The sequence below is a fragment of the Micromonospora sp. NPDC049051 genome (genome assembly GCF_043197575.1).
In the GTDB taxonomy this organism is placed as follows: Bacteria; Actinomycetota; Actinomycetes; order Mycobacteriales; family Micromonosporaceae; genus Micromonospora.
The window spans coordinates 420,646-446,617 of the sequence record NZ_JBICTL010000005.1 but is presented as its reverse complement, the minus strand read 5'-3'; the positions used below and the strand labels follow the sequence as shown (position 1 = coordinate 446,617).

Annotated in this window: 23 protein-coding genes and 1 pseudogene; 3 read left to right on the top strand and 21 right to left on the bottom strand. The window is 74.0% G+C overall.

What is annotated here, in order from left to right; all coding sequences use genetic code 11:
• Nucleotides 1-114 precede the first annotated feature (114 nt).
• The 19 genes and pseudogenes from ACGFIR_RS23220 to mraZ form a co-directional block, all read right to left on the bottom strand.
• The gene (locus tag ACGFIR_RS23220) at nt 115-1,614 is read right to left on the bottom strand and encodes a potassium/proton antiporter (protein ID WP_393002237.1); all 1,500 of its coding nucleotides are present in this window, start codon (nt 1,612-1,614) and stop codon (nt 115-117) included.
• A 22-nt stretch (nt 1,615-1,636) separates the two neighbouring features.
• The gene (locus ACGFIR_RS23215) at nt 1,637-1,936 is read right to left on the bottom strand and encodes a DUF167 domain-containing protein (RefSeq protein WP_393002235.1); all 300 of its coding nucleotides are present in this window, start codon (nt 1,934-1,936) and stop codon (nt 1,637-1,639) included.
• A gap of 17 nt (nt 1,937-1,953) precedes the next feature.
• Entirely contained in the window at nt 1,954-2,703 is a 750-nt protein-coding gene (locus tag ACGFIR_RS23210; protein ID WP_393147060.1) for a hypothetical protein, read from the bottom strand.
• Between the two features lie 76 nt (nt 2,704-2,779).
• Nucleotides 2,780-3,583: a DivIVA domain-containing protein gene (locus ACGFIR_RS23205; protein WP_393002231.1), complete on the bottom strand. Its 804-nt coding sequence runs from the start codon at nt 3,581-3,583 to the stop codon at nt 2,780-2,782.
• Nucleotides 3,584-3,627: 44 nt separating this feature from the next.
• Nucleotides 3,628-3,933: a YggT family protein gene (locus ACGFIR_RS23200; RefSeq protein WP_088999245.1), complete on the bottom strand. Its 306-nt coding sequence runs from the start codon at nt 3,931-3,933 to the stop codon at nt 3,628-3,630.
• A 30-nt stretch (nt 3,934-3,963) separates the two neighbouring features.
• Nucleotides 3,964-4,659 carry a cell division protein SepF gene (locus ACGFIR_RS23195; RefSeq protein WP_393002229.1) on the bottom strand — a complete coding sequence of 232 codons (696 nt, stop codon included), beginning with the start codon at nt 4,657-4,659 and terminating at the stop codon, nt 3,964-3,966.
• A gap of 194 nt (nt 4,660-4,853) precedes the next feature.
• Entirely contained in the window at nt 4,854-5,600 is a 747-nt protein-coding gene (locus ACGFIR_RS23190) for a YggS family pyridoxal phosphate-dependent enzyme (protein WP_393002227.1), read from the bottom strand.
• An 8-nt stretch (nt 5,601-5,608) separates the two neighbouring features.
• Complete coding sequence (gene ftsZ / locus ACGFIR_RS23185) at nt 5,609-6,724, bottom strand: cell division protein FtsZ (RefSeq protein WP_393002225.1); 1,116 nt, start codon at nt 6,722-6,724, stop codon at nt 5,609-5,611.
• A 245-nt stretch (nt 6,725-6,969) separates the two neighbouring features.
• The gene (locus tag ACGFIR_RS23180) at nt 6,970-7,785 is read right to left on the bottom strand and encodes a cell division protein FtsQ/DivIB (RefSeq protein WP_393147058.1); all 816 of its coding nucleotides are present in this window, start codon (nt 7,783-7,785) and stop codon (nt 6,970-6,972) included.
• Nucleotides 7,782-9,335: a UDP-N-acetylmuramate--L-alanine ligase gene (murC, locus tag ACGFIR_RS23175; protein ID WP_393147056.1), complete on the bottom strand. Its 1,554-nt coding sequence runs from the start codon at nt 9,333-9,335 to the stop codon at nt 7,782-7,784. The genes ACGFIR_RS23180 and murC overlap by 4 nt, the downstream gene beginning before the upstream one ends.
• A 91-nt stretch (nt 9,336-9,426) precedes the next feature.
• On the bottom strand, nt 9,427-10,533 hold the full coding sequence (gene murG, locus ACGFIR_RS23170; RefSeq protein ID WP_393002219.1) for an undecaprenyldiphospho-muramoylpentapeptide beta-N-acetylglucosaminyltransferase: 1,107 nt from the start codon (nt 10,531-10,533) through the stop codon (nt 9,427-9,429).
• Nucleotides 10,533-11,942: an FtsW/RodA/SpoVE family cell cycle protein gene (locus tag ACGFIR_RS23165; protein WP_393002911.1), complete on the bottom strand. Its 1,410-nt coding sequence runs from the start codon at nt 11,940-11,942 to the stop codon at nt 10,533-10,535. Before ACGFIR_RS23165 ends, murG begins: the two co-directional genes overlap by 1 nt.
• 306 nt (nt 11,943-12,248) lie before the next feature.
• Nucleotides 12,249-13,376, bottom strand: coding sequence for a phospho-N-acetylmuramoyl-pentapeptide-transferase (gene mraY / locus ACGFIR_RS23160; protein WP_393002217.1), 1,128 nt, complete (start codon nt 13,374-13,376; stop codon nt 12,249-12,251).
• Entirely contained in the window at nt 13,373-14,797 is a 1,425-nt protein-coding gene (gene murF, locus ACGFIR_RS23155) for a UDP-N-acetylmuramoyl-tripeptide--D-alanyl-D-alanine ligase (RefSeq protein ID WP_393002215.1), read from the bottom strand. Before murF ends, mraY begins: the two co-directional genes overlap by 4 nt.
• Nucleotides 14,794-16,356 (bottom strand): UDP-N-acetylmuramoyl-L-alanyl-D-glutamate--2,6-diaminopimelate ligase, encoded by a 1,563-nt coding sequence (locus ACGFIR_RS23150; protein WP_393147054.1) that lies wholly within the window; start codon nt 16,354-16,356, stop codon nt 14,794-14,796. The genes murF and ACGFIR_RS23150 overlap by 4 nt, the downstream gene beginning before the upstream one ends.
• 52 nt (nt 16,357-16,408) lie before the next feature.
• A complete protein-coding gene (locus ACGFIR_RS23145) occupies nt 16,409-18,622 on the bottom strand; it encodes a peptidoglycan D,D-transpeptidase FtsI family protein (protein ID WP_393002211.1) in 2,214 nt (737 codons plus the stop codon).
• A 5-nt stretch (nt 18,623-18,627) separates the two neighbouring features.
• Entirely contained in the window at nt 18,628-19,233 is a 606-nt protein-coding gene (locus ACGFIR_RS23140) for a septum formation initiator family protein (protein WP_393002209.1), read from the bottom strand.
• Nucleotides 19,223-20,336, bottom strand: a pseudogene (gene rsmH, locus ACGFIR_RS23135) (16S rRNA (cytosine(1402)-N(4))-methyltransferase RsmH). The gene ACGFIR_RS23140 and the pseudogene rsmH overlap by 11 nt, the downstream one beginning before the upstream one ends.
• 205 nt (nt 20,337-20,541) lie before the next feature.
• On the bottom strand, nt 20,542-20,973 hold the full coding sequence (gene mraZ, locus ACGFIR_RS23130; RefSeq protein WP_088999233.1) for a division/cell wall cluster transcriptional repressor MraZ: 432 nt from the start codon (nt 20,971-20,973) through the stop codon (nt 20,542-20,544).
• A gap of 354 nt (nt 20,974-21,327) precedes the next feature.
• On the opposite strand from mraZ, the gene ACGFIR_RS23125 reads away from it, so the two are divergent.
• The 3 genes from ACGFIR_RS23125 to ACGFIR_RS23115 are packed head-to-tail and all read left to right on the top strand — an operon-like array spanning nt 21,328 to nt 23,964.
• Nucleotides 21,328-22,575: a MurT ligase domain-containing protein gene (locus tag ACGFIR_RS23125; protein WP_393002909.1), complete on the top strand. Its 1,248-nt coding sequence runs from the start codon at nt 21,328-21,330 to the stop codon at nt 22,573-22,575.
• Nucleotides 22,565-23,284, top strand: a complete 720-nt coding sequence (locus ACGFIR_RS23120) for a type 1 glutamine amidotransferase (RefSeq protein WP_393002207.1) — start codon at nt 22,565-22,567, stop codon at nt 23,282-23,284. The genes ACGFIR_RS23125 and ACGFIR_RS23120 overlap by 11 nt, the downstream gene beginning before the upstream one ends.
• Complete coding sequence (locus ACGFIR_RS23115) at nt 23,281-23,964, top strand: TVP38/TMEM64 family protein (RefSeq protein ID WP_393147052.1); 684 nt, start codon at nt 23,281-23,283, stop codon at nt 23,962-23,964. The genes ACGFIR_RS23120 and ACGFIR_RS23115 overlap by 4 nt, the downstream gene beginning before the upstream one ends.
• Before the next feature lie 46 nt (nt 23,965-24,010).
• Here ACGFIR_RS23115 and ACGFIR_RS23110 read toward each other — a convergent pair whose 3' ends face one another.
• Together ACGFIR_RS23110 and ACGFIR_RS23105 are read right to left on the bottom strand one after the other, a co-directional pair.
• A complete protein-coding gene (locus ACGFIR_RS23110) occupies nt 24,011-24,667 on the bottom strand; it encodes a response regulator (protein ID WP_393002203.1) in 657 nt (218 codons plus the stop codon).
• Nucleotides 24,664-25,929, bottom strand: a complete 1,266-nt coding sequence (locus ACGFIR_RS23105) for a sensor histidine kinase (RefSeq protein ID WP_393147050.1) — start codon at nt 25,927-25,929, stop codon at nt 24,664-24,666. The genes ACGFIR_RS23110 and ACGFIR_RS23105 overlap by 4 nt, the downstream gene beginning before the upstream one ends.
• Nucleotides 25,930-25,972: the final 43 nt, after the last annotated feature.

The following is a 25,972-nucleotide window of genomic DNA, read 5'->3' as shown; positions in this document are numbered from 1 at the left end:
CTCCGGAGATTCGCAAGAATACGGAACGTACAGGCGCACGACAACGTGCCGCTCCGACGCACCGACGTTCGGCCCCTAATCACATTCAATCGGGGCAAAAGGAACGCTAGCAGATCACCTGTCGGGGTCCTGGCCGTACTCGCCAAACCAGCGGGCCAGCCGGCCCCGCCGGCTGACCGCCCGCAGCCGTCGCTCCGTCTCGTCGCGCACCCCGGCGGTGGCCACGATCAACATGCTGTCGCCGGTCTTGAGCCGGAAGTCCGGACCGGGCACGACGCCCGCCCCGTCGCGCAGCACCAGGGTCACCGAGGCGCCCAGCGGCAGCCGCAACTCGTCGACGTGCACCCCGGCCAGCCGGGAACCGGGCGGCACCTCCAGCTGGAGCAGGTCCGCGCCCACCCGCTCCAGCGGCGCCGTCTCCACCCGGATCTCCGCCGGCTCCGCGGGCGCGGTCACCCGCAGCCGGCGGGCCACCGGGCCCAACGTCCCGGTCTGCACCAGCGTGAAGATCACCACCAGTACGAAGACCGCGTCGAAGAGCCGGTCGGCGCCGGGCACCCGTTCCGACAGCGGAATGGTGGCGAGCACGATCGGCACCGCCCCGCGCAGCCCCGCCCAGGACAGGAACGCCTGCTCGCGCAGGTCGAACCGGAACGGCAGCGCGGACGCCGCCACCGACAGCGGCCGGGCCAGCAGCACCAGCGCCAGCCCGGCGACCACGGCCGGCAGCACGGCCGAGCCCAGCCGGCCCGGCGAGACGAGCAGCCCGAGCAGCACGAAGAGCCCGATCTGGGCCAGCCACGCCAGGCCGTCGGCGAAGCCGAGGATCGCCTGTCGGTGCGGCAGTCGCGCGTTGCCGAGGACGACGCCCGCCACGTAGACGGCGAGGAAGCCCGAGGCGTGCAGCACCGCGGCGGCGGCGTAGGCGAACACCGTCAGCCCGACCGCAGCGATCGGGTAGAGCCCCGCCGACGGCAGCGCCGCCCGGCGCAGCGCCCACCGACCGCCGAGACCGGCCGCGAAGCCGACCCCCGCACCGACGCCCAGCTCGTAGCTCACCAGGGAGATCTCGTACCACCACGGGTGGGTGATCCCCTCCCGGGACAGCAGCACCACCAGCAGCACGACCGGCGCGTCGTTCATCCCCGACTCCGCCTCGAGGGTGGCCACCAGGCGGGGCGGCAGCCGCAGCCGGCGCAGCGTGGCGAAGATCGCCGCCGCGTCGGTGGAGGAGAGCACCGCGCCGTAGAGCAGCGCCAACCGCCAGTCCAGTCCCAGCAGCAGGTGTACGACGAGGCCGACGACCAGGATGCTGACCACCACGCCGACCGTGGAGAGCAGGGCGGCCAGCCCGAGCACCGGGCGCAGGGCGCTCCACCGGGCGGTCAGCCCGCCCTCGGCGATGATCACGATGAGCGCGCAGAAGCCCAGGGTCCGGGTCAGTTCCGCGTCGTCGAAGCGGATGCCCAGCCCCGCCTTCCCGATCGCCACCCCGAGGGCCAGGTAGAACAGCAGGCTCGGCACCCCGAGCCGGGTGGAGAGCCGGACCGCGCCCACCGCCACGAGCAGGACAGCCGCACCGAGCAGAAGCGCGACATCCAGCCCGGACGTCACCGCCGCCCGGTCCCGGCCTCGGTCACCCGGCGGCTCCGTCGCGCAGCCGGCGCAGTGTCTCCGCCAGTTCGGTGGCGGGGCCCTCGACCAGGAAGAGCTTGTCGCGGCTGGCCGCGCCGACCCGCAACGACACCACGGCCGGCCGTACGCCGAGCGCGCCGGCCAGCGCCCGCCGGGCGGCCTCGGTCGCCCGCCCGTCCACGGCCGGCGCGTTCACCGCGATCACGAGCGCGGGCCCGTGCGGCCCGTCGAAGCGACCCCCGACCCGGGCCCGGGCGGAGCCGGGCTTCACCCGGACCGCGACGGTCAGCGTGGCATCCACGGGAGGCAGCCAGCCGCTCAGAGCCGACCGGCGTCGGCGAGCAGGGCGGTGTCGGGCGCGCAGCGGGCGCACGGGGTGAAGCCGAGGTCGACGGCCTCGGCGACCGGAAGCGGCTCGTGCCGCCGTCCCGCGAGGTACGCGCAGTCGGCGAGGTGGTAGCGGGGTCGCCCGTCGACCACCCGGACCTCGGCGTCGAGGCGGGCCACCCGGGCGGCCTCGATCGGCGTGACGTCCTGCGCGGGCGGCTCGTCGTCCGGCGCGGCCGGATGGGCGTGGACGTCGTCGTCCGGTGCGGCCGGATGGGCGCGGACGTCGTCATCCGGTGCGGCCGGATAGGCGCGGACCTCGTCGTGGCGCATGGCGGGGTCGGCGCGGACGTCGTCGTCCGGCGCGACCGGTCGGGCCCACGACGGGGCGGCTCGGACGTGGTCCTCGGTCGCCGGCGGCTCGGGCGGTTGCCGCCACCCGGTGCCGTCGGCGTCGACCGTGGAAGGAACGTGCTGGACGGGGATCTCCGGCTCCGCCGGCGGCGCGGCGGCGAAGGCGGGCCCAGTCGGGCGCGTCGCCCGACGGGGCCGCCACCCCGGCCGGCCCGGATCCGCCGTCGCCCGGTGCACGGCCGCCTGGCGGGCGCCCGCGACCAACGCGACGGCGGCCAGCAGGCTGGCCGCGATGGAGAGGGTCAGGAAAACGCTGGAGCCACCGGCCAGGCCGAGCACCAGCAGCACCACCGCGACGAGGATGAGCAGGAGACTGGCGACTATCACGGCTCACCCCCGCCGCGTCGTGCTGATGAGGCGAGGTCGGCGACCGTCATGGTGGCGACGGTCGCCGACCGATGGTTCAGCGGCCGGCTTCGAGAGCGCCGGAGCGACCGCCGCCGTAGGAACCGGCGAGACCTGCTGCGGCCAGCCCGTTGCCGCTGCCGGCGGCCCGGGTGCCCTCGCGGGTCATCTCGACCTCCAGGCCCTGGCCGCGACCGTCGAGGTCGCGCAGCTGGCTCTCCAGGTAGGCCTTGAGGCGGGTGCGGTACTCGCGCTCGAACTGCTTGAGCTCCTCGATGTGCTTCTGCAGGGCGGTGCGCTTGGCGTCCAGGCCGCCCATGGCCTCCTGGTGCCGCTGGCGGGCGTCGCGCTCCAGGGCGTCGGCCTTGGCGCGGGCCTCGCGGGTGACCTCCTCGGCCTTGGAACGGGCCTCGGAGAGCAGCTGGTCGGCCTCGCGACGGGCGTCGGAGACGTGGTCGTCGGCGGTCCGCTGGGCCATCATCAGCACCCGCAGCGCCTGCTGCTCGCCGTCGGCGCCACCGACGGCCGGGCCGCCGGCGGAGCGGGTCTGCTCCAGCTCGGCCTGCATCGCGCGGGCGGCCTGCTCGGCCGCCGCCTTGTCGCGCTGCACCCGGTCGAGCTGGGCCTTGACGTCGTTGAGCTCCGCCGCGAGACGGGCGTCGCCGCCGGGGCCGGCGGGGGCGCCACCACGGCCGCCACGCTCCACCTGGGCGCGCAGCTCGTTGTTCTCCTCGATGAGCCGGGCAAGCTCACGCTCGACCTCGTCGAGGAAAGCGTCGACCTCCTCCTCGTCGTAGCCCCGCTTGCCGATCGGCGGCTTTTTGAAGGCGACGTTGTGGACGTCGGCCGGGGTCAGCGGCATCGAAACTCCTCGGGTCAGTTGCGGCCGCGAAAGCGCGTCGCTCATCAGACGGTGCCGATGATCGACCGCCTCAACACGAACTCCATCAGCACGAACAGGATAACCAGGAGCACAAGTGAGGCCAGGTCGATGCTCACGGTACCAATTCGCAACGGAGGGATCACACGCCTCAACGCGTTGAGAGGGGGATCAGTGACGCTCCACACGATTTCCAAGCCCACCGATGCCCCACGTCCCGGCTGCCAGCGGCGGCCGTACTGCAGGACGGCGCTCAGGACGAACCGGGCCAGCAGGACGAGCAGGAAGAAGTAGAGCACCAGATACAGCACTTGCAGCACGATCGACAACACGGCAGGCGACGTCCCTCGGGTCGGGCGGGGCTAGCTCAGGCTGAAGAAGCCGCCCTCGGCGATCTTGGCCTTGTCCTCCGCGGTGACCTGGACATTGGCCGGTGAGAGCAGGAACACCCGATTGGTCACGCGCTCGATCGTACCCCGCAGCCCGAACGCGAGGCCGGCGGCGAAGTCGACAAGTCGACGCGCATCGGCCTCGTCCATCTCGGTGAGGTTGATGATCACCGGAACGCCGTCGCGGAAGTGCTCGCCGATGGTGCGCGCCTCCCGGTACGTGGTGGGGTGCAGCGTGGTGATCTGGTAGCGCTGCTCCTCCTCGGCGAGCACCGTGCGCTCCCGGGGCTGCGCCTGCGGCGCCAGGGCCAGGTTGTCGCGGGTGTGGTAGGTCAGCGCGCCCGAGGTCTCCGCGGCCGACGGACGGGTGATGGAGCGGACGCTGGAACGCTCGGCCCGCTCCGGCCGGTCGGTGTCGCCCCGCTCGACGTCGGCCGCCCGGGCGGCGGCACGCTCGGAGAGCCGGCCACGGTCGCCGAGGCGGGACCGGGGCGCCGGCGGCTCCTCGGAGTCGTCCTCCTCGTCGTCGCCGAACTCCTCCGAGTACCGGCTCTGCCGGTAACGCGAATCGCGGTAGCCACCCTTGTCGTAGCCACCGTCGTCGTAGGCCCGCTCGTCGTCCTCTTCGACCAGACCGAGCCAGACCCCCGCCTTGCGCAGTGCACCCATCCCGCGCCCTTCCCGTCCGCCGTGCGGCACGCGCCCCCGTAGCCGTGTCGCTTCTCGCGAGTGGACCACTACTCTGCCCACCGGAGCGGACCGGCAATCCCCTGGCGCGCGATTCGCGTCGCACGCCACGACCCCCGACCGCGGGACGCCGCTCCCTCAAACAACACAGATGTAATTTGCTTCCCGCGGTCAGGCTACCGCAGCGTGGGACGCATTCCGAGCAACGCGCTACCGACGCGGACATGTGTCGCGCCGTACCGGATCGCGATTTCCAGGTCGCCGCTCATCCCGGCGGAAAGTGCGACGGCTCCCGGATGGACCGCCCTGAACTTGGCGGCCACCTCGGCCAACCGCGCGAACGCCCGCTCCGGCTCCCAACCCAGCGGCGCCACCGCCATCAGGCCGGCCAACCGCAGCGCCTCCGCGCCGGCCACGGCCTCGGCCACCGCGTCGAGCCCGGCGTCCTGGTCGGCCGAATCCGGCAGCGCTCCACCCCGGGCCACGTCACCGTCGATGCTCACCTGGAGCAGCACCTCCAGCGGCCGGTCCCGGACCGCGACCGACGCCGTGTCCAGCGCCCGCGCCAACCGGACACTGTCGACCGAGTGCACGACGTCCGCGTAGCGGACCACCGACCGGGCCTTGTTGCGCTGCAGTTGCCCGATGAAGTGCCACCGGGGCGTGACCCCGGCCGCCGCCACCTCGGCCGCCTTGGCGGACGCCTCCTGGTCGCGGTTCTCCCCCACGTCGAGGACGCCGAGCCCGGCCAGCGCCACCACGTCGCCGGCCGGGTAGGTCTTGGTCACCGCGATCATGGTGACCTCGGAGTCGTCGCGCCCCGCGGCCGCACAGGCGCCCGCGATCCGGGACCGTACGTGGTCCACACCGGCTGCGATCTCGGCGCGCCGGTCTGGGCGCACGGTGTCTGGGCTGTCGGTCATCGGTGTACTCAGGAACCGTTCTTGAGGAAGTCGGGCACGTCGACGTCGTCGAAGAGCACCCGGCGGGGCGACTGCTGCGGGGCCGGCATGGTGGCCGGTGGCGCGACCGGGGTGCTCGGCTGCGTCGGCTGGTTCTGGTTGCTCTTGCGGGACGACTCGGCCGCCTTGTACGCGGGCGCACCCCCGTCGAAGCCCGCCGCGATGACGGTGACCCGCACCTCGTCGCCGAGGGCGTCGTCGATGACGGCGCCGAAGATGATGTTGGCGTCGGGGTGGGCCGCGTCGGTGACGAGCTGGGCGGCGTCGTTGATCTCGAACAGGCCCAGGTCCGACCCGCCGGCGATGGAGAGCAGCACGCCGCGCGCGCCGTCCATGCTCTGCTCCAGCAGCGGGCTGGAGATCGCCGCCTCGGCCGCCTCGACGGCACGGTTCTCGCCGCGCGCGCTGCCGATGCCCATGAGCGCGCTGCCGGCGCCGCTCATCACGCTCTTGACGTCGGCGAAGTCCAGGTTGATCAGACCCGGCGTGGTGATCAGGTCGGTGATGCCCTGGACGCCGGAGAGCAGCACCTGGTCGGCGGTGCGGAACGCGTCCATCATGCTGATGTTGCGGTCGCCGAGCGCCAACAGCCGGTCGTTGGGGATGACGATCAGCGTGTCGCACTGGTTGCGCAGCTCGTCTATTCCGGACTCCGCCTGCACCTGGCGGCGCTTGCCCTCGAACGAGAACGGCCGGGTGACCACGCCGATGGTCAGCGCGCCGAGCTTGCGGGCGATGTTCGCCACGACGGGCGCCCCGCCGGTGCCGGTGCCGCCGCCCTCGCCGCAGGTCACGAAGACCATGTCGGCGCCCTTGAGCACCTCCTCGATCTCGTCGCGGTGGTCCTCGGCGGCGTTCTTGCCGACGTCGGGGTTGGCGCCGGCACCGAGGCCACGGGTCAGCTCACGGCCGACGTCGAGCTTCACGTCGGCGTCGCTCATGAGCAACGCCTGCGCGTCGGTGTTGATCGCGATGAACTCGACGCCCTTGAGCCCAACCTCGATCATCCGGTTGACGGCGTTGACGCCGCCGCCACCGATGCCGACGACCTTGATGACCGCCAGGTAGTTGTGCGGAGGTGTCATCTCCGGTCCTTTCCCTTCGAGATTGGCATGGGCCGACCGGGTGGGGCCTGGCCAGACCAGCGGTCGACGAGAGCTGTCTCCAGCGCGGATCAGGGTCAAACCCTCACCCTCTACTAGAGGCTTACAGTTATGTCAACCACTGATCCCCTTCGGGGCAACGTAAGCGCCCTCACGCGATGAGCCAAGGACCCGCTCGGCGTGTCGCCCCCGGAGCGGGGCGGGTCACGTCGCGGCTGAGCGGCCGGTCACCGCAGCGTAACCACGTCCGGCGCGCTGACGTCGATGGTGTCGGCCTTGCGGTCGAGCAGCGCGCTGGCCACCCGGGCCTTGTCGGCGCCCCGGGTCGCGTCCCCCCAGACCACCACCCGGCCACCGCGCAGCCGCAGCGTGATCCGGGCCAGCCCCTCGACGGTCACGTCCACCAGCTCGGCGCGCAGCTGCGGGGTGAGCGCGCCGAGCACCTCCAGCGCCGCCCGGGTCGGCCCGTCGTCCGGCCCCGGCTCGGCGAGCCGGACCACCGGCAGGCCGTCCGGCGGTCGTGGCGCGCTGCGGAAGACCACGCCCGCGCGGTCGATCACCACGAACTGCTGCCCGCGCGGCACCACCGCCACCGGTGTGCGCTCCGTCACCCGCACCACCAGCGCGTCCGGCCAGTCCCGGGTCACCACCGCCCGCTCCACCGCCGGCAGCCCGCCGACCCGCCGCGCGGTGGCGGCCAGGTCCACCCGGGCCAGCGGGGCCCCGTCGGGCACCGCGGCCGCGTCGCGGACCTGCACCGTCGTGACCAGCTCGGCGCCCTCGACACGAACCTCGCGCACCCCGAACAGGCCGGTGCCGAGCACGGTCCAGGCGAGCATCCCGGCGAGCGCGAGCACGCCCGCGGTGACCGCCCACGGCAGCGCCGCGCGCATCCGACGCTGCCGGGCCCGGGCCATGAACCGGCGGGTCGAGGCGGGCACCGCGTCGCTGCCTGCCCGGACCAGCTGCCACCGACGCACCGAGGCGCGCCGGCCCCCGCCGTCCGCGCCAGTGGTGCGCCCCCGCGCCGGGCCGGAACTCATCCGGCCGCGGGCGCCGCGCCGTCCGGGACCGCGCCGCCGGCCCCGCCGACGCCGGGGACGGTGCCGCCGATGGTCGTGCTCCCGCCCGCGTCGCCACCGGGCGTCGTGCCCGCCGGCGCCGCCGGATCGGCGGTACGCGCGGACAGCGCCGCCAACAGTTGGTCGCCCATCAGGGAGATCGGCGGGGCGCCCATGGTCACCACGACGTCGCCGGGGCGGGCCCGCCGGGCCACCTCCACCGGCGCGTCCTCCCACGAGTCCACGAAGACCTTCCGCTCCGCCGGCAACGCCACCGCCTCGATCAGGGCCGCCGACCCCTCCCCCGGCTCACGCAGCTCGCCCGGGCCGAAGACCTCCAGCAGCACCAGCTCGTCGGCGATGGCCAGTGCTTCGGCGATCTCCGCCTGGAGCTCCCGGGTCCGGTAGAGCCGGTAGGGCTGGAAGACGACGATCAGCCGGCCGTCCCCGGCCACCTCGCGCAGCGTCTGCAACGCCAGCGTCATCGAGGTCGGGTGGTAGGCGTACTCGTCGTAGACCAGCACGTCGTCCGCCACGCCCTTGCGCTCGAAGCGCCGCCGTACGCCGGGGAACGCCGCGAGCGCGCCCTCCGCCGCCTCCAGCGACAGCCCCAGCAGGTACGCCGTCAGCACGGCCGAGGCGCTGTTGAGCCCCATGTGCCGCCCGGGCACCGGCAGCCGGAACTCGCCGAGCGACCGCCCCTCGATGCTGGCGATGTAGCGCACCCCCCGGGCCGACGAGGCCATGTCGGTCAGCCGCAGGTCGGCGTCGACCGCCTCGCCGTAGGTGTGCACCCGGCGGCCCTCCGCGCGCAGCGTCTCCGCCAGCCGCCGGCCGCCCGGGTCGTCGGCGCAGGTGATGATGAAGCCGTCCGGGTCGGTGAGCCGGGCGAACTCGGCGAAGGTCGCCTCCAGCGTGGCGAGGTCGCCGTAGGTGTTCAGGTGGTCGGCCTCGATGTTGGTGATGATCGAGACGTACGGGCGGTAGATCAGGAAGGAACGGTCGCTCTCGTCCGCCTCGACCACGAAGTGCTCGCCCGTGCCGTGGTGCGCGCCCGAGCCGACCTCGGAGATCTCCCCACCGATCACGAAGGACGGGTCCTGCCCGGCCTGCTGGAGCACCATGGTGACCATCGAGGTGGTGGTGGTCTTGCCGTGGGTGCCCGCGACCGCCACCGTCCGGCGGCCCGTCATCGCGGCGGCCAGCGCCTCGGAGCGGTGCATTACGCGCAGCCCGCGCCGGCGCGCCTCCACCATCTCCAGGTGGTCCTGCGGGATCGCCGAGGAGTAGACGACCGTGTCGACGCCGTCGAGGTTGGACGCCTCGTGACTCATGTGGATCGTGCCGCCGAGAGCGCGCATGCCGGCCAGCGAGGGCCACTCCCGCAGTTCGCTGCCGGAGACCCGGATGCCCCGGGTCAGGAAGAGCCGGGCCAACCCGCTCATGCCGACCCCGCCGACCCCGATCAGGTGGATCGTGCCCAGGTCCTCGGCGGTCAGCGTGCCGGCCGGGGTGAACTGTGCGGTATTCATGCCGGGTACCTTCCCGTCGCGGCGGCCACACTCACGGATACCAGCCTTTCGTTCGCGACTGCGGGGCTCCGCTGCGCTGCACTCCTCGCGCTCACCGGGCCACCGCCTCGTAGACGAAGTTGAGCAGCGCCTCGTCGCCGTCCCGGCGGCCGTAGCCGGCAGCGGCGGCGCCCATCGCGTGCAGCCGGTGCGGGTCGCGGATCAGCGGGATGACGGTCCGCTCGACCCAGTCCGGGGTCAGCTCGGCGTCGTCGACGAGCAGCCCGCCGCCGGCCTCCACGACGGGCAGCGCGTTGCGCTTCTGCTCCTGGTTGCTGTGCGGGTACGGCACGTAGATGGTGGGCAGCCCGATCGCGGCCACCTCCGCGCAGGTCATCGCCCCGCCCCGGCCGAGCATCAGGTCCGCCGCGGCGTAGCCGGCCTCCATCTCGGACAGGTAGGGCAGCGTCACGTACGGCACCGGCAGGTCGGTGGGGATCGGCACCGGCTCGTTGCGGGCGCCGATCACGTGCAGCACCTGCACGCCGTTGCGGGCGAGTTCCTTGGCCGCCCCGGCGACGGCGAGGTTGATCGAGCGGGCGCCCTGCGAGCCGCCGGCGACGAAGAGCACCGGCAGGTCCGGACGGAGCCCGAAGTGCGCCCGGGCCGCGTTGCGCATGGCGAACCGGTCCAGCCCGGCGATGCCCCGGCGCAGCGGCACGCCCACCACCCGGGCGCCGCGCAGGGACTCGGCCTGGGCGGGCTGGTGCGGGAAGCCGACCGCGACGTGGTCGGTGAACCGCATCCCCAGCCGGTTGGCCACCCCCGGCGGCACGTTGACCTCGTGGATGACGATCGGCAGCTCGCGCCGCCAGGCGGCGAGGTAGGCCGGCACGGAGACGTACCCGCCGAAGCCGACCACCACGTCGGCGCGCACCTCGTCGATTACCTTGCCCGCGGCGCGCGCCGCGGTCCACATCCGCCCGGGGGTCTTGACCAGGTTCATGTTCACCGACCGGGGCAGCTGGTAGGCCGGGATCTGCCGCAGGTCGTAGCCCTGCGGCGGGATCAGCTCGTTCTCCAGCCCCTTGGGTGTGCCCAGGCAGGTGATCCGGACGCCGGGGTCGTGTCGGCGCAGGCAGTCGGCGAAGGCGAGCAGCGGGTAGATGTGCCCCCCGGTGCCACCTCCCGCGAGCACCACCGAACGCAGCGGACCCATCAACGTCTCCTCTCGTCCGCCGACCCGCGGCGGGTCCGGGCCAGCCGGACACCGCGCGGTGCGGCCTGTTCGTCTTCTCGCCGCTCCCGCGACCGGGGTACGGACCCTCGGGCAGCCGGGGGCGCCGCCGGGCGGCGGCGTCGCCCGGGAAGCGGCGGCAACGGGGCCCAGAGTAGTCGGACCCATCGGGCCGGCGGACGGGCATGCAGCGCTCTGGCGGCGTCGGGTTCGGCGCGGGCGAAGGAGGCGAGCATCCCGATCGCGGCGAGGGTCACGACCAGGGCGCTGCCGCCGTCGGAGATGAACGGCAGCGGCACACCGGTGAGCGGCAGCAGGCCGACCACCCCGCCGATGTTGATCACGGCCTGGCCGACCAGCCAGGCGGTCGCCGCCGCGGCCGCGAGCCGGCGGAACGGGTCCTCGACCCTTCGGGCGATCCGCAGCCCGGTGTACGCCAGCACGGCGAAGAGCACCACCACCACCACGCACCCGACGACGCCCAGCTCCTCGGCGACCACGGCGAAGATGAAGTCGTTCTCCGCCGCCGGCAGCCACTGCCACTTGGCGATGCTCTTGCCCAGGCCGACGCCGAACCACCCGCCGTTCTCGATGGCGTAGCGCGCCTGGGCGATCTGGTAGCAGTCGGCCAGCTTGCACTCGTCCGGCGGCGGCGGGTTGATGAAGGCGGTCAGCCGGGCCAGCCGGTAGTTCTTCTCGCCCGTCTCGCCGGAGCCGGCGCCGAGCGAGGCCACCGCGACCAGCAGGCCGATGCCGAGCAGGCCCGCCGCCGAGAGCGCGGCGAAGACCCGCTTGCGTACGCCGGCCGCCCAGAGCAGGCCCACCACCAGGGCGAGCAGGCAGAGCATGGTGCCCAGGTCGTTGTAGCCGACGAGGACGAAGAGCAGGCCCACCACCGGGAAGAGGGGGGTGGCCAGCTCGCGCCACCAGCCCAGCGCGGCGCCCTTGCGGGCGATCACGTGGGCGCCCCAGAGCACCAGGGCGAACTTGGCCAGCTCGGAGGGTTGCAGCTGGATGCCGCCGACGAAGAGCCAGAGCAGCCGGGCCTCGACGGGCCCGATGCGGGCGGGGCTGTCGGTCAGCCGGGCGTACGCGAGCAGCAGGTTGAGCACCAGCAGCAGGCCGATGGCGGTGAACAGCATCGGGCGGCCCAGGGACCGGTAGGTCGTCGCGGGCAGCCGCTGGCAGGCCCAGAACGCGACGATGCCGATCACGGCGAAGATCGCCTGCTTGACCAGGGACGTGGAGGCATTGCCGTTCGCCGCGTAGTCCCGGACGCTGGTGGCCGAGAAGACCATGGTGAGGCCGATCAGCAGCAGCAGCCCGGCGCTGGACAGCAGCAGGTAGTAGGAGGCCAGTGGCCGGTCCAGCAACCCGCGCAGCGCGGCCAGCCCGCCGGCGGCGTCCAGCCCGTGCGGCACCTGGGGCCCCGGGGCGTCCGACCCCCGGGTCGCGGCCGGCGCGTCGCGCGTACGCCTGCCTCCCGGCGACCGCCCGGGTGTCCCCTCTGCCGTCACCTCGATGCCTCTTCCCTCCCCCACCCGACCATCATGGCGGTTTCCCGGGGTCGCCACCGGCGCAACCGGCCGGTCGGCGTGTCGGGCTTGCGTCGCGCCCCGGGGACGGTCCCGGGATCGGACGCGCCGTGGGGCCCGGGCGGACCGTGCCCGGGCCCCACGGCGGCGGTTGCCGACGGATCAGGCCATGTTGGCGAGGAACTCGCTGTAGAACAGGCCCAGCGCGATGGCCACGCCGATGCCGGCGATGATCCAGAAGCGGACCACGATGTTGACCTCGCTCCACCCGGCGAGTTCGAAGTGGTGCTGCAACGGCGACATCCGGAACACCCGCTTGCCGGTGGTACGGAACGAGATGATCTGGATCACCACGGACATGGTGATGATCACGAAGAGGCCACCGATGATCGGCAGCAGCAGGATCGTCCGGGTGGACATCGCCATGCCGGCGATCAGGCCGCCGAGGCCCAGCGCGCCCGTGTCACCCATGAAGATCCGCGCCGGCGAGGTGTTCCACCACAGGAAGCCGACGCAGGCCCCGGCAGCCGCGCCGGCGATCAGCGCGATCTCCAGCGGGTCCCGCACCGCGTAGCAGTAGTCCTGGGTGTAGTTCGGGTCGGCGCACCAGTGCCGGTACTGCCAGAAGGCGATCAGCGCGTACGCGGCGAGGACCATCACCGAGGCGCCGGTGGCCAGGCCGTCGAGGCCGTCGGTGAGGTTGACGCCGTTGGTCGCGGCCATCACCACGAAGATGAAGATGATCACCGCGCCGATCTTGGTGACGTCCAGCGCCGGGATGTCCCGGATGAAGCTGAGCGTCGTGCTGCCCACGGTCTCGGTGTTGGTCTCGGCCCCCGAGGCGTCGGTCATGGTGCTCGGGAAGTAGAGCGCCACGACGCCGAAGACCGCGCCGACCAGGATCTGACCGAGCAGCTTGCCGCGCTTGTTGAGCCCGCCGCTGTGCCGCTTGCGCACCTTGAGGAAGTCGTCGATGAAGCCGACGGCGCCGGAAAAGACCATCAGCCCCAGCAGCACCAGCGCGGTGATGGTCGGCTCGACCTGGGCGATCTGCGCGTCCGGCAGGGTCGTCAGCGCCAGGTGGCCGGCCACGTACGCGATGACCGTGGCGAGGATGAACACCACGCCGCCCATCGTCGGCGTGCCCTTCTTGCCCTCGTTGCTGGCGAGCCCGAGGTTCGATCGGATCGGCTGGCCGGCCTTCAGCCGGGCGAACACCTTGATCGCGATCGGGGTGCAGAGCAGCGACACCAGGAAGGCCACCCCGATGGCGACGATGACCGCCCTCATGCGGCGCCGCCCCCCGTCCCCGGCGGGTTGGTCCCGCTGCCGGCGGCGTCCGCGCGCAGCGCGTCGGCCACCTCCCAGGTGCGGTACCGGGAGCCCTTCACCAGGACGACGTCGCCCGGTCGTAACTCGCTCCGCAGCACCTCGACGGCCGCCGCCTGATCGGTGAGCAGCACCGACTCTCCTCCCCAGTCCCCTACCGATGTCGCGCCTTCGTGGATCGGCGCGGCCGGCTCGCCCACCACGAGCAGCCGGTCGACGCCCAGTTCGGCCGCGAGCCGGCCGACCTCGGCGTGCCCGTCGCGTTCGAACGGACCGAGCTCGGCCATGTAGCCGAGCACCGCGACGGTGCGCCGCTCCCGCCCGATGCCGGTCAGCGCGCGCAGCGCGACCGCCATCGAGGCGGGATTGGCGTTGTACGAGTCGTCGATCACGGTCACCCCGTCGACGCGCTCGAAGACGTCCATCCGGCGGGTGGAGACCAGCCCCAGCGCGCCCAGGGCGGTGGCCAGCTCGGCCAGCGGCATGCCCAGCTCACGGGCCACCGCGGCGGCGGCGAGGGAGTTGGACACCTGGTGCCGGCCGGTCAGCCCGAGCCGCACCGGCGCGGTCCCCTCCGGCGTGACGAGGGTGTACGCGGGCCGCCCGCGCTCGTCCAGCGTCACGTCCTCGGCCCGCACGTCGGCGTGCGCCGCCTCGCCGTAGCGGACGACCCGGGCGACCGTACGCGCGGCCATCGCGTCCACCAGCGGGTCGTCGGCGTTGAGCACGGCCAGCCCGTCGGCGGGCAGCGCCTCGACCAGCTCGCCCTTGGCCAGCGCGATCGTCTCCACCGAGCCGAACTCGCCGATGTGCGCCACCCCGACGTTGAGCACCACGGAGATCCGGGGCGGCACCACGTCGCAGAGGTAGCGCACGTGCCCCACCCCGCGGGCGCCCTTCTCCATCACCAGGTAGCGGGTCTCCGGCCCGGCCTGCAACGCCGTGTACGGGTGCCCCAGCTCGTTGTTGAACGAGCCGGGCGGCGCGACGGTCGGGCCGAGCCGCGCGGTCAGCTGGGCGATGAGGTCCTTGGTGGTGGTCTTGCCCGACGAGCCGGTCAGCCCGACGACGGTGAGCCCGGGCAGCCGGTCGACCACCGCGCGGGCCAGCCGTCCCATCGCGGCCAGCGCGTCGTCGACCAGCACCATCGGCACGCCGGGCACCTCCCGGGTGCCGAGCACGGCCACGGCCCCGGCGGCCACCGCGCCGGCGGCGTAGTCGTGCCCGTCCACCTTCTCGCCGGGGAAGGCGACGAAGAGCGCGCCCGGGCACACCTTGCGCGAGTCGAACTCCACCGGACCGGTGACCTGTGCCTGCGGGTCGGCGCCGGCGAGCCGCCCCTCGACCGCCGACGCGACCTCGGCCAGGCTGAGCGGGATCACCGCTGACCCGCCGGGTCGGCGAAGCGTACGCGCAGCGCGTCGGCCAGCTCGGTGCGGTCGTCGAACGGGAGCACCTCGCCGCCGATCTCCTGCCCGCGTTCGTGGCCCTTGCCGAGCACCGCGACCACGTCGCCCGGCCCGGCCAGCCGGACCGCCGCGTCGATCGCCGCCCGGCGGTCGGCCACCTCCTCGATCCGGGCCGTCGTGCCGGCGCTCCGGGCACCGGCGAGCACCTCGGCGCGGATCGCCGCCGGGTCCTCCGTACGCGGGTTGTCGTCGGTCACCAGCACCACGTCGGCTCCCTCCGCCGCGGCGGCGCCCATCACCGGCCGCTTGCCCCGGTCCCGGTCCCCGCCGGCACCGATCACGCAGATCAACCGGCCGGCGCCGTACTCGCGCAGCGCCGCCAGCGCGGCAACGATCGCGTCCGCCTTGTGCGCGTAGTCCACCACGCCCCGGACCGGGCCGGGGGCGCTCACCAGCTCCAGCCGGCCGGGTACCCCGCCGCAGGCGGCGACCCCGGCGGCGGCGGTGCGCGGGTCCACGCCGGCGGCGACCAGCGCGGCGATCGCCAGCAGGGCGTTGGCCACGTTGTGCCGCCCCGGCAGCGCCACCCCGGCCGCCACGACCAGCCCGTCGGGGCCGTGCGCCGTGAACCGCTGCGCGTAGCCCTCGCCGCCGACCTCGTCGGCCCACCAGGTGGCGGTCGGGTCGCCGGCCGCCGAGTAGGTGAGCGTCGCCGGCCCGTACAGCGGCTTCAGCGCCGGGTCGTCGTGGTTGAGCACCTCCACCGCGCAGCGCCCGTCGAACAGCTGCGCCTTCGCGGCGAAGTAGTCCGCCGAGTCGGCGTGGAAGTCCAGGTGGTCGGAGCCGAAGTTCGTGTAGCCGCCGACCGTGAAGCGGACCCCGCCGACCCGGCCCATCGCCAGGGCGTGGCTGGAGACCTCCATGACCACGGCCGTGACGCCGCGCTCCCGGGCGGCGGCCAGCATGGCGTGCAGGTCGGTGGCCTCGGGCGTGGTGCGCACGCTGTCGATCGCCAGGTCGCCGAGGCGGGTCTCGACGGTGCCGATCAGGCCGGTGGTGTGCCCGGCGGCGCGCAGCCCCGACTCGACCAGGTAGGCCGTCGAGGTCTTGCCGGCCGTGCCGGTCACCCCGATCACCGTCAGGTGCTCGGTCGGGTCGCCGTAGACGGCCGCGGCGAGGTCGCCCAGCACCGCGCGCGGGTCGGGCACCACCAGCGCCGGCAGGCCCGCCTCGGCCACCGCCGCGGCGCCCGCCGGGTCGGTCAGCGCCGCCACCGCGCCCGCGGCCGCCGCACCGGCGACGAACTCCGCCCCGTGCCGGTTCGCGCCCGGCAGGGCGGCGTACAGGTCGCCGGGCCGGACCTCCTGGCTGGCGTGGGTCACCCCGGTCGCCACCCGCTCGGCGGCGCCCTCCGGGGGCTCGACGGCGAGCCGGGCGGCGAGGTCGCCGAGCCGGACACCGATCACGGTACGGGGACGAGGATTGCCGGGCACGGCGTCAGACCCTACCCGGTCGTCCGGTTCCGGCCGCACAGCCGCCCCGGTGGTTCGTCGGCACTCACCGATGATGTCGCGGCGCGGCCGCTCAGCGCGGATAGACCGTGAACTTCGGGGCCTTCTCCCCACTCGGCGGCACCCCGTAGTGACGCAGGGTGAACTGCATCATGTCCCGGAACGCGGGGGCCGCGATGTCCCCACCCCCGCCGGAGGGGGTGTGCGCGAAGACCGCGATCACGTAGCGCGGGTTCTCGGCCGGGGCCATGCCGATGAACGAGGCCACCTCGCCGGGCTGCTTGCGCCCGTCGACCAGCCGCCACCCGGTGCCGGTCTTTCCGGCGACCCGCCACTCGGGGATCGCCGCGGCCCTGCCGGTGGCGCCCTCGACGGTGGTGACCGCCTCCAGGATGTGCCGCAGCGCGGCGGCGTTCTCCGGGCTGAGCACCGACCGGGTCACCGGGGCCTCGGTCGGCGTACGCTTCCCGTCCGGCCCGATCACCTCCCTGACCAGGCGCGGCTGCACGTACGTGCCGTTGTTGGCGATCGTGGCGTAGACGGCCGCCATCTGCAGCGGCGTGGCGTCGACGCTGTGCCCGATCGGCACCGACCCGGCCGACGACCCGCTCCACTCGTCGGCCGGCAGCAGGCGCCCGGCGGCCTCGCCGGGCATGCCCACCCGCGTCGGCTCCCCGAGTCCGAAGCGCTTCTGGTAGTCGATCAGGCGTTCCGGGCCGAGCTTGTCGGCGATCTGGATGGTGCCGACGTTCGACGAGTACGCCATCATGCCGGGCAGGCTCATCCGCCGCCCGTCGGCCCGGTGGGTGTCGGCGAACCAGGTGTCGCCCTTCTTGATCGCGTTGGCGATCGGCAGCGTCGTGTCGGGGGTGATCACCCGCTCCTGGAGCGCGGCGCCGAACGTGATCGCCTTGTGCACCGAGCCGGGATCGACCACGAAACTGGTGGCCGCGTCCTCCCGGTCGGTCGGCTCGCTCGGTACCGGCTTGGCCGCGTTGTAGGTGGGGTGGCTGGCCTGCGCCAGCACCTCGCCGGAGGGGATCTCGATCACCACGGCCGCGCCGGTGCTGCCCTTGCTCCGCGCCATGTGCCGGCTGAGCATCCGCTGCGTCATGAACTGCAGGTCGCGGTCGATGGTGAGCTGGAGCGAGCTGCCCGGCTTGGCCTTCGTCGTCTCGCTGTAGCCGCCGGGAATCGGGGCGGCCAGGTCGCCGAGGCCGACCTCGTAGACCCGCTTGCCGTCCGTACCGCGCAGCACGTCGTCGTAGCGGGCCTCCAGCCCCTCCAACCCGAGCATGTCCTGGCTGGTGAAGCCGAGCAGATTGGCCGCGAGGTCGCCGCCGGGCACCTCGCGCCGCTCGTCGCGGTGGGTGTAGATGCCGGGCCGCTCCAGCGCCGTGATCTGCCGGGCGCGGTCGATGTCCACCCCCCGGGCCAGGTACTCGAACTGCGAGTCCTTGCCGTTGTCCCGTTTGCGGGGCTTCATCTTCTCGGCCAGCTCGGAGGCGGGGATGCCGAGCAGCGGGGAGAGCGCCCGGGCGGTGCCCAGCAGATCCTCGATCTGGGTGGGGTCGGCGTAGACGTAGCGGGCCTCGACGCTGTGCGCCAGCGGAGCCCCGAACCGGTCGTAGATGGCGCCGCGCGCCGCCGGCAGGGTGACGGTACGCAGCCGGTCGGCGACGCCGCCGCCCGCGTACGCCGGGGTCTCCACGGTCTGGAGGACGACCAGCCGGATGCCGATGACGGCGAAGAGGGTCAGGGTGAGCACGGTGCCCAGCCGCAGCCGGCGCCGGGGATCGGCCAGCCGGGGCGGCTTCGGCGGCTTGCGCGACGGCCGCCGGGCGGCCGGGCGGTCCGGCCGGCGCGCGGGACGCGGAGTGGTGCGGCGGCGCGGCGGCGGTGGTTCCTCCTCGCGGCGGGGCGTACGCGGCGTGACGGTGCGCACGACGCCGGAGCGGCCGGCCGCCTCCCGCCTGCCCGCCCGGCCGGCGCCCGTGCGCCCGCCGTCGAGCACCTGCAGCGCGGGACGGAACGGGTCGCCGGAGCGGGTGCTGCGCGGCGTGCGGCGCTGCTCGGCGGGGCCGGCGTCGACGTCGCGCTCGGCGCGACCCCCGGCGCGCTGCTCGCGCACCGTGCGCCCGCGCGGGGTGTACGCCCGGGCGTCGGAGATGCCACCGACCCCCGGCTCGCCGGAGCGCGGCTCGGTGCCCCGGCCGCCCGCGTTACGTGACGAACCGCGCCGGGAGCCTGTGGCGTCCCGGCGCGGTTCCTCCGATCTGGGCGGCACTGTCGTCAGCCTCCCGTGCCCTGCTGGCTGGTGATCGAGGGCCGGCCCTCGGCCGGCTGCGGTACGCCGATCACCTTGCCGTCGGGCAGCCGGATGTAGGCCGGCTCGCCGGCCTCCACCAGACCGAGCCTGCGCGCCTGTGCCTCCAGGTTGCCCGGGGCCGACGCGTCGGCGATCTGCTTGTTCAGCTGCTGCTGCTCCACGTCGAGCTTGGCCTGCTGCTCCTGGAGCTTCTCCAGCCGGAAGGCGTTCTCGTTGATCTTCGTGTTGACCAGCAGGATGCCGAGCACCCCGCCGACCACGAGCACCACCACCAGCGCGGCGAAGGGCGCCCGCGGCACCTTCACGGGCGGCGGCGGCGCCACCCGCAGCCGGGGCGGACGCGCCGCACGGGCGCCTTCCCGCTCGGCCGGCCGCAGCGCGGCGCTGCCCTGCGTCGGGAACTCGCGCGCCCCCCGGGCGCGAGTCTCCCCCTGCCGGGTCGCGCGGTCCGCCCGCGGCGCGCCGGTCCCGATGCGCGTGGCCCGCTCCGCCGTGGTCCGGCCCCCCGACCGCGGTGCGCGCTGCCCGCCGCCGGTCACGTCCCGGCGGTCGCGCTTGTCAATCGTCATGTCCCTCCCCCTCTTCGTCCGTCCCTGTCCCGTCCCCCGGGGTCCGCCGGATCCGTGTCGGATCCGCCGGATCCCGCCCCTGGCTGGTGCATCGCCTTCACCCGCCGGCGGTACCGTTCGCGGTCGGTACGCCCCTGCTGTGCCGCGTCCGGGTCGAGTCGCTCCGCGGCCCGCAACCGCACCGAGGCGGCTCGCGGGTTCGCGGCGACCTCCGCCTCCCCGGGCAGTTCGGCGCCCCGGCTGAGCAGCCGGAACGTCGGACCGGACCCGGGCAGTTCGACCGGGAGGTCGACCGGGCCCTTGCTGCGGACCCGGTCACTGAGCGCCGCCTTGGTGAGCCGGTCCTCCAGCGAGTGGTAGGACAGGACCACCATGCGGCCGCCCACGTTGAGCTTGTCGAGCGCGGCCGGCAGCGCCGTCTCCAGCGCTGCCAGCTCCTTGTTTACCTCGATCCGTAAAGCCTGAAACGTTCTCTTGGCCGGGTGTCCACCGGTTCGTCGGGCAGGTGCCGGAATGGACTCCCTGACCAGTTCGGCCAGTCGCGCCGACGAGGTGATCCGGGCCCGCTCGCGCTCCCGGATGATCGCCGAGGCGATCCGGCCCGCGAACTTCTCCTCGCCGTAGACCCGCAGCACGCGGGCCAGGTCCGGGTGGGCGTAGGTGTTGACCACCTCCTCGGCGGTCACCCCCCGGGTCTGGTCCATCCGCATGTCCAGCGGGGCGTCCTGCGCGTAGGCGAACCCGCGGTCGGGCGCGTCGAGTTGCAGGGAGGAGACCCCCAGGTCGAACAGGATCCCGTCGATCCCCGGATAGCCCAGCCGGTCGAGCACCTCGGGCAGCTCGTCGTAGACGGCGTGCTCCAGGTGGACCCGGTCGGTGAAGCGGGCCAACCGGACGCGTGCGTGGGCGAGCGCCTCGGTGTCCCGGTCGAGCCCGATCAGCACCGTCTCCGGATGCGCCTCGAGCACCGCCTCGGCATGCCCGGCCAGCCCCAGTGTCGCGTCGACGTGGACCGTCCGGCCGCCTCGGCCCAGCGCGGGGGCCAGCAACTCGAGACACCGCTCGAGTAGCACCGGCACGTGCGTGCCGCGTAGCTCCCCCATGTCGACCCCCACTGGTGTGAAACCTTCGTCCTTCATGCGTCCGTCGTCGGACGACGCCGTGCCGTCGTACCGCCAGATCCCCATCCGCTCCCGCCCGTCGGAGGCCGCGGCCCTCCGATCGGATCGTGCGCCTGGCACCGGGGAAGGGGTGCCAGGAACTCGAAAGCGGGTGGAGATCTCGCAGTACGTCGGGCGTCGTCACGCCCTACAGACCGCTGGGCAGCACCCCCTCCTCGATGTCGGCGAAGTCGTCTTCGCTCTCCGCGAGGTAGCTCTCCCACGCAGCCTTGTCCCAGATCTCCACCCGGGTGCTCGCGCCGATCACGACCAGGTCCCGGTCGAGAGCGGCGTAGGCCCGCAGGTGGGCCGGGATCGTCACCCGGCCCTGTTTGTCGGGCACCTCGTCGTGCGCGCTGGCGAAGAAGACCCGGCTGTAGGCCCGGGCTGCCTTGTTCGTCATCGGCTGCGCGCGCAACTGCTCCGCGATCCGCTGGAACTCGGGCATCGGGAACGCGTAGAGGCAGCGGTCCTGCCCTTTGGTGATCACGACACCCCCCGCCAGCTCATCCCGGAACTTCGCCGGAAGGATCAACCGGCCTTTGTCGTCCAGGCGTGGGGTGTGGGTGCCGAGAAACATCGGCCCAACCCCCTCGCCCTTGAGCGGCGTTCGCGGCGCCGCTGACCCCCCGGGCCGGTGGGCCCTCCCGGCCTCACCATCGGGCTCCACTCTACTCCACTTCCCTCCACCCGCAACCAGAATCGCGCCCTCGGCGCGGCGTTTCGGCGCGCAAAACAGCACGTCAATCGGGGTGGAGCGGAGTGGAGGGCCGGACGGGCCCCGGGGCCCGTCCGCTTTCCGACATAGATCGACTCCGTACGGCCGAGCACGTCCCGGCCACCCGCCGGGTCATCCCGGCCGAACGGTTCGCCGTCGGCGGCGATCTGGCGGGGTCCCCGGTCCGGTAACCTCGCTCGGGTGACGGACGCGAAGATGCCCCTGCGGGCAAAGGTGGCCAGCTCGGTGTCGCGGACCGCCGCGGCGCTGTCGCGGGCCGCGGGGCGCGGTGACGGTTCGGTCATCGGTGGCTGGATCGGCCTGAAGATCGACCCGGACCTGCTGGCCCACCTGTCGGCCGGGCGCGCCATCGCCCTGATCTCCGGCACCAACGGCAAGACCACCACCACCCGGCTCGCCGCGGCGGCGGTCGGGGTGCTCGGGCGCGTCGCCACCAACTCCTTCGGCGCCAACATGCCGACCGGTCACACCTCGGCGCTCGCCAAGGCCGGCAGCACGCCCTACGCCGTGCTGGAGGTGGACGAGCACTACCTCGCCCAGGTGCTGGAGGCCACCGAGCCGCACGTGGTGGCGCTGCTCAACCTCTCCCGCGACCAGCTCGACCGGGCCAAGGAGGTCGCCATGATGGCGCAGCTCTGGCGCGCCGCCCTGGTCCGGCACACCGACGTCCACATCGTCGCCAACGCCGACGACCCGATGGTGGTGTGGGCCGCGACGCCGCCGCCCAACCACGACCACCGCATCGCCCCGCCGCAGGTCACCTGGTTCAGCGCCGGGCAGCGCTGGCACGACGACTCCTGGGTCTGCCCCGAGTGCGGCTCCACCATCCAGCGCTCCGGCGACCAGTGGTGGTGCAGCGGCTGCCCCCTGCGCCGGCCCCAGCCGCAGTGGACGGTGGAGGACGACGGCGTGGTCGACCCGACCGGCGCCTGGCACAAGGTCAAGCTCCAGCTCCCTGGCAAGGTAAACATCGGTAACGCCGCGACCGCGCTGGCCGTCGCCGCCGAGTTCGGCGTACGCCCCGTGGACGCGGTGCTCCAGCTCGGCACCGTCGCCTCCGTGGCGGGCCGCTACGCGCAGGTCGACCGGGACGGGCGCAACATCCGGCTGCTGCTGGCCAAGAACCCGGCCAGTTGGCTGGAGGCGTTCGACATGGCCGACCTCGCCCCGACACTGCTCTCCATCAACGCCCGGGACCCCGACGGGCTGGACACCTCGTGGCTCTTCGACGTCGACTTCGCCCCGCTACGGGGCCGGCAGGTGCTGATCACCGGCGACCGCGCGTACGACCTCGCGGTCCGGCTGGAGATCAACGACGTGCCCTTCCAGCATGTGCGCACGTTCGGCGACGCCGTCCGGTCGGTGCCCCCGGGGCGCCTGGAGGTCATCGCGAACTACACCGCCTTCCAGGACATCCGAGCGGAGTTGGACCGTGTCAACTGAGAGCCTGCGCATCGTCTGGATCTACCCCGACCTGCTCTCCACCTACGGCGACCGCGGCAACGCGCTGATCCTCGCCCGCCGGGCGCGCCAGCGCGGTTTCCCGGTCGAGGTGCTGGAGGTCCGCTCCGACCAGCGCCTGCCCGCCACCGCCGACATCTACCTCATCGGTGGCGGCGAGGACGGTCCGCAGGCGCTCGGCGCGCAGCGGCTGCTCGCCGACGGCGGCCTGCACCGGGCGGTCGCCCAGGGTTCGGTCGTGTTCGGTGTCTGCGCCGGCTACCAGCTCCTCGGCACCTCCTTCTTCGCCAAGGGCACCCTCTGCACCGGGCTTGAGCTGCTCGACATCTCCTCCGACCGGGGGCCGACCCGCGCCGTCGGCGAGTTGGCCGGCGACGTCGACCCGCGGCTGGGCGTACCGCCGCTGACCGGGTTCGAGAACCACGGCGGGCGCACCCACCTCGGCCCCGGGGTGTCCCCGCTGGCCCGGGTCACCGCCGGGGTCGGCAACGACGGCGCCACCGAGGGCGCGTGGCGGGGCAAGCTGCTCGGCACGTATTCACACGGCCCGGCCCTGGCCCGCAACCCCGCCCTGGCCGACCTGCTGCTGCGCTGGGCCACGGGCGTGCACCAGCTCCCGCCGCTGGACGACACCTGGTCGGACCGGCTGCGCGCGGAGCGTCGCGCCGCCGTGGCTGCTGCCCGGGCATGATCCCGGCCGTCCGCCGGTTGCTGCGGCAGCCGTCGGCCGTCCGGTTCGCGCTGCTGCTGCTCCTGCTCGCCTCCCTCGGGGTGGCGCTGCTCGTCGTACCGCTGCCCGAGGTGCGGGAACTGCCCCGGCTGGCCGACCGGCTGGGTGGTCTCGCCCCCGTGGCGGCGGTCCTCGGCGGGGCGCTGCTGCTCGTCGCGCTGGTCCCCCGGACCTTCATCACCCTCGCCTCGGGGGCGATCTTCGGTGCGCTGGAGGGCGCCGCGTACGCGCTGGGTGCCGCGCTGCTCGCGGCGGCGCTGGGCTTCACGGTCGGCCGCCTGCTCGGGCGGGAGTTCGTCGCCGCCCGGGTGCGCGGCCGGCTGGCCCGCCTCGACGGCTGGTTCGCCCGGCAGAGCGTGCTCGGCGTGGTCACCGTACGGCTGCTGCCGATCGCCGGCTTCGGCCTGGTCAGCTACGGCTACGGCACCACCGGCGCCCGGGTGCTGCCGTTCCTCGCCGGCAGCGTGATCGCCTCCGCGCCCACCGCGTTCGGCTACGCGGCGGTGGGTGCGGCGGTCACCTCGCCGGGGGACGTCAACTGGTTCGCCGCCGCCCCCGCCGCCCTCGGCCTCATCGCCAGCGTCGTGCTGATCCGCCGCTGGTGGCGCGCCGAACGGAAACGCCGCCTCGACCCGGGCTGAGTCCCGACGTGCACCCGCCCCGCGACGGAGTGCCGGGTGAGTTGCCTCAGGCGGCCGGGGAGACCAGCCCCGCGTCGTACGCGGCGATGACGAGGTGCACACGATCGCGGGCGCCGAGCTTCGTGAACAGCCGGGCCACGTGAGCCTTGGCGGTGGCCACGCTGATCACCAGCTCGGCGGCGATCTCGCCGTTGGACAGGCCCCGCCCGACGAGGGTGAGCACCTCGCGCTCCCGCTCGGTGACGCCGTCGAGGGCCCGCGTCGGGGCGGCGGGGGCGGGCCGGCGGGCGAACTCGGCGATGAGCCGGCGGGTGACCCCGGGGGCGATCAGCGCGTCCCCGGCGGCGACCACCCGGACCGCGCCGAGGATGTCGTCCAGCGCCATGTCCTTGACCAGGAAACCGCTCGCGCCGGCGCGCAGTGCGGCGTGCACGTGTTCGTCGTCGTCGAAGGTGGTGAGCACGAGTACGCGGGTGGCTCCGCCGTGGGCGGCGATCGCGCGGGTGGCCTGGATGCCGTCCATGCCGGGCATCCGCAGGTCCATCAGCACCACGTCCGGGGCGACCTCGCGGGCCAGCCGTACCGCCTCGGCCCCCGTGGCCGCCTCGCCGACGACGTCGATGTCGTCGGCGTCGGCGATGAGCACCCGCAGGCCGGCGCGGACCAGTGGCTGGTCGTCGACGAGCAGCACCCGGACGGTCACCGCTCCCCCGTCCCGGCCTGCGGCGGCGTGCGTTCGAGCTGGAGGTGGTGACCCGGCTGGTCCTGTGGTCCCGGCGGTGCCTCGGCCGCCGGTGGCGCCGGCAGCCACGCCGCCACCCGGAAGCCGCCCTCGGGGCGCGGCCCGGCGTGGAACCGCCCGTCGGCCAGGGCGACCCGCTCGCGCATCCCGACGAGCCCGTGGCCGTCGCCGCCGACCGCGCCGCCCCGGCCGTCGTCGACGATCTCCACGGCGACCTCGTCGGGTTCGTGCGTGACGGTGACCCGGCACCGGTCGGTGCCCGCGTGTCGTACCACGTTGGTCAGTGCCTCCTGGACTATCCGGAACGCGGCGAGGTCCACGTCGGCCGGGACCGGCCGACGTTCGCCGCGCTGCCGCAACTCGATCCGCACCCCGGCGTCGGCGGCGGCGGTGACCAGGCGGTCGAGGTCGTCCAGCCCGGGCGTCGGATCCAGCGACGCCGACTCCGACTGTGGGCGGCGCAGCGCGCCGAGCGTACGCCGCAGGCCGGCCAGGGTGTCGCGGCTGGTCGTCTCGATGGTGGCCAGCGCGGCGCGGGCCTGCGCCGGTTGGGTGTCGATGACCCGCGCCCCCACGCCGGCCTGGATGGCGATCACCCCGATGCTGTGGGCGACCATGTCGTGCAGCTCGCGGGCGATGCGCAGCCGCTCGGCGGTGACCGCCTCGGTGGCGGCGTGCGCCCGCAGCGCCTCGGCGTAGCCGCGCCGGGCCCGCACGGAGTTGCCGACCGTCCACGCGGTGACGACCACCAGCACGGAGCTGATGGCCCGGCTCAGGGGGTCGCTGCTGGGGTTCGCGAAGCCTGCGGCGACCTGCACGACGAGCACCGCGACGGCCACCGGCACCGAGACGCGGCGGTGCCTCCTCGCCGCGATCAACCCCACCACCAGGTCGATCGCCAGGAACTGCACGTACCAGATGTCGGTCCGGTAGCCGTCCTCCGGGATGTTGACGGCCACGGTGACCACGCAGGCCGCGACCAGCATCAGCGCCAGGGCCAGCACCGGCCGGCGCCGCAGCAGGCCGGCGGGCGGCGCGACGGCCAGCAGCGGCACCAGGTAGCGCTCGGCGAGCCACCAGTCGCCGAACCCCACGCCGGACCCGCTCGACGCCACCGTCGGGGCCATGAGCACGGCGCCGGGCAGCAGCGCGACGCCGACCCAGGGCAGCGCCGCCCGCGCCAGCGACCCGACGCGGCGCGGCGGTGGCGCGGTCGCATCCATGCCGCACACGGTAGCCAGCTCACCGCCGCCCGGGCATCGGCCC

Excerpts from the sequence above, each read along its gene's own strand:
- ACGFIR_RS23140 (WP_393002209.1), bottom strand. The coding sequence starts at position 19,233 with ATGACGATTGACAAGCGCGACCGCCGGGACGTGACCGGCGGCGGGCAG.
- ftsZ (WP_393002225.1), bottom strand. The coding sequence starts at position 6,724 with ATGACACCTCCGCACAACTACCTGGCGGTCATCAAGGTCGTCGGCATC.
- ACGFIR_RS23180 (WP_393147058.1), bottom strand. The coding sequence starts at position 7,785 with ATGAGTTCCGGCCCGGCGCGGGGGCGCACCACTGGCGCGGACGGCGGG.
- mraY (WP_393002217.1), bottom strand. The coding sequence starts at position 13,376 with ATGAGGGCGGTCATCGTCGCCATCGGGGTGGCCTTCCTGGTGTCGCTG.
- murC (WP_393147056.1), bottom strand. The coding sequence starts at position 9,335 with ATGAATACCGCACAGTTCACCCCGGCCGGCACGCTGACCGCCGAGGAC.
- ACGFIR_RS23105 (WP_393147050.1), bottom strand. The coding sequence starts at position 25,929 with ATGGATGCGACCGCGCCACCGCCGCGCCGCGTCGGGTCGCTGGCGCGG.
- ACGFIR_RS23115 (WP_393147052.1), top strand. The coding sequence starts at position 23,281 with ATGATCCCGGCCGTCCGCCGGTTGCTGCGGCAGCCGTCGGCCGTCCGG.
- ACGFIR_RS23205 (WP_393002231.1), bottom strand. The coding sequence starts at position 3,583 with ATGCCGCTGACCCCGGCCGACGTCCACAACGTCGCCTTCAAAAAGCCG.
- mraZ (WP_088999233.1), bottom strand. The coding sequence starts at position 20,973 with ATGTTTCTCGGCACCCACACCCCACGCCTGGACGACAAAGGCCGGTTG.
- ACGFIR_RS23195 (WP_393002229.1), bottom strand. The coding sequence starts at position 4,659 with ATGGGTGCACTGCGCAAGGCGGGGGTCTGGCTCGGTCTGGTCGAAGAG.
- ACGFIR_RS23190 (WP_393002227.1), bottom strand. The coding sequence starts at position 5,600 with ATGACCGACAGCCCAGACACCGTGCGCCCAGACCGGCGCGCCGAGATC.
- murG (WP_393002219.1), bottom strand. The coding sequence starts at position 10,533 with ATGGGTCCGCTGCGTTCGGTGGTGCTCGCGGGAGGTGGCACCGGGGGG.
- ACGFIR_RS23125 (WP_393002909.1), top strand. The coding sequence starts at position 21,328 with ATGCCCCTGCGGGCAAAGGTGGCCAGCTCGGTGTCGCGGACCGCCGCG.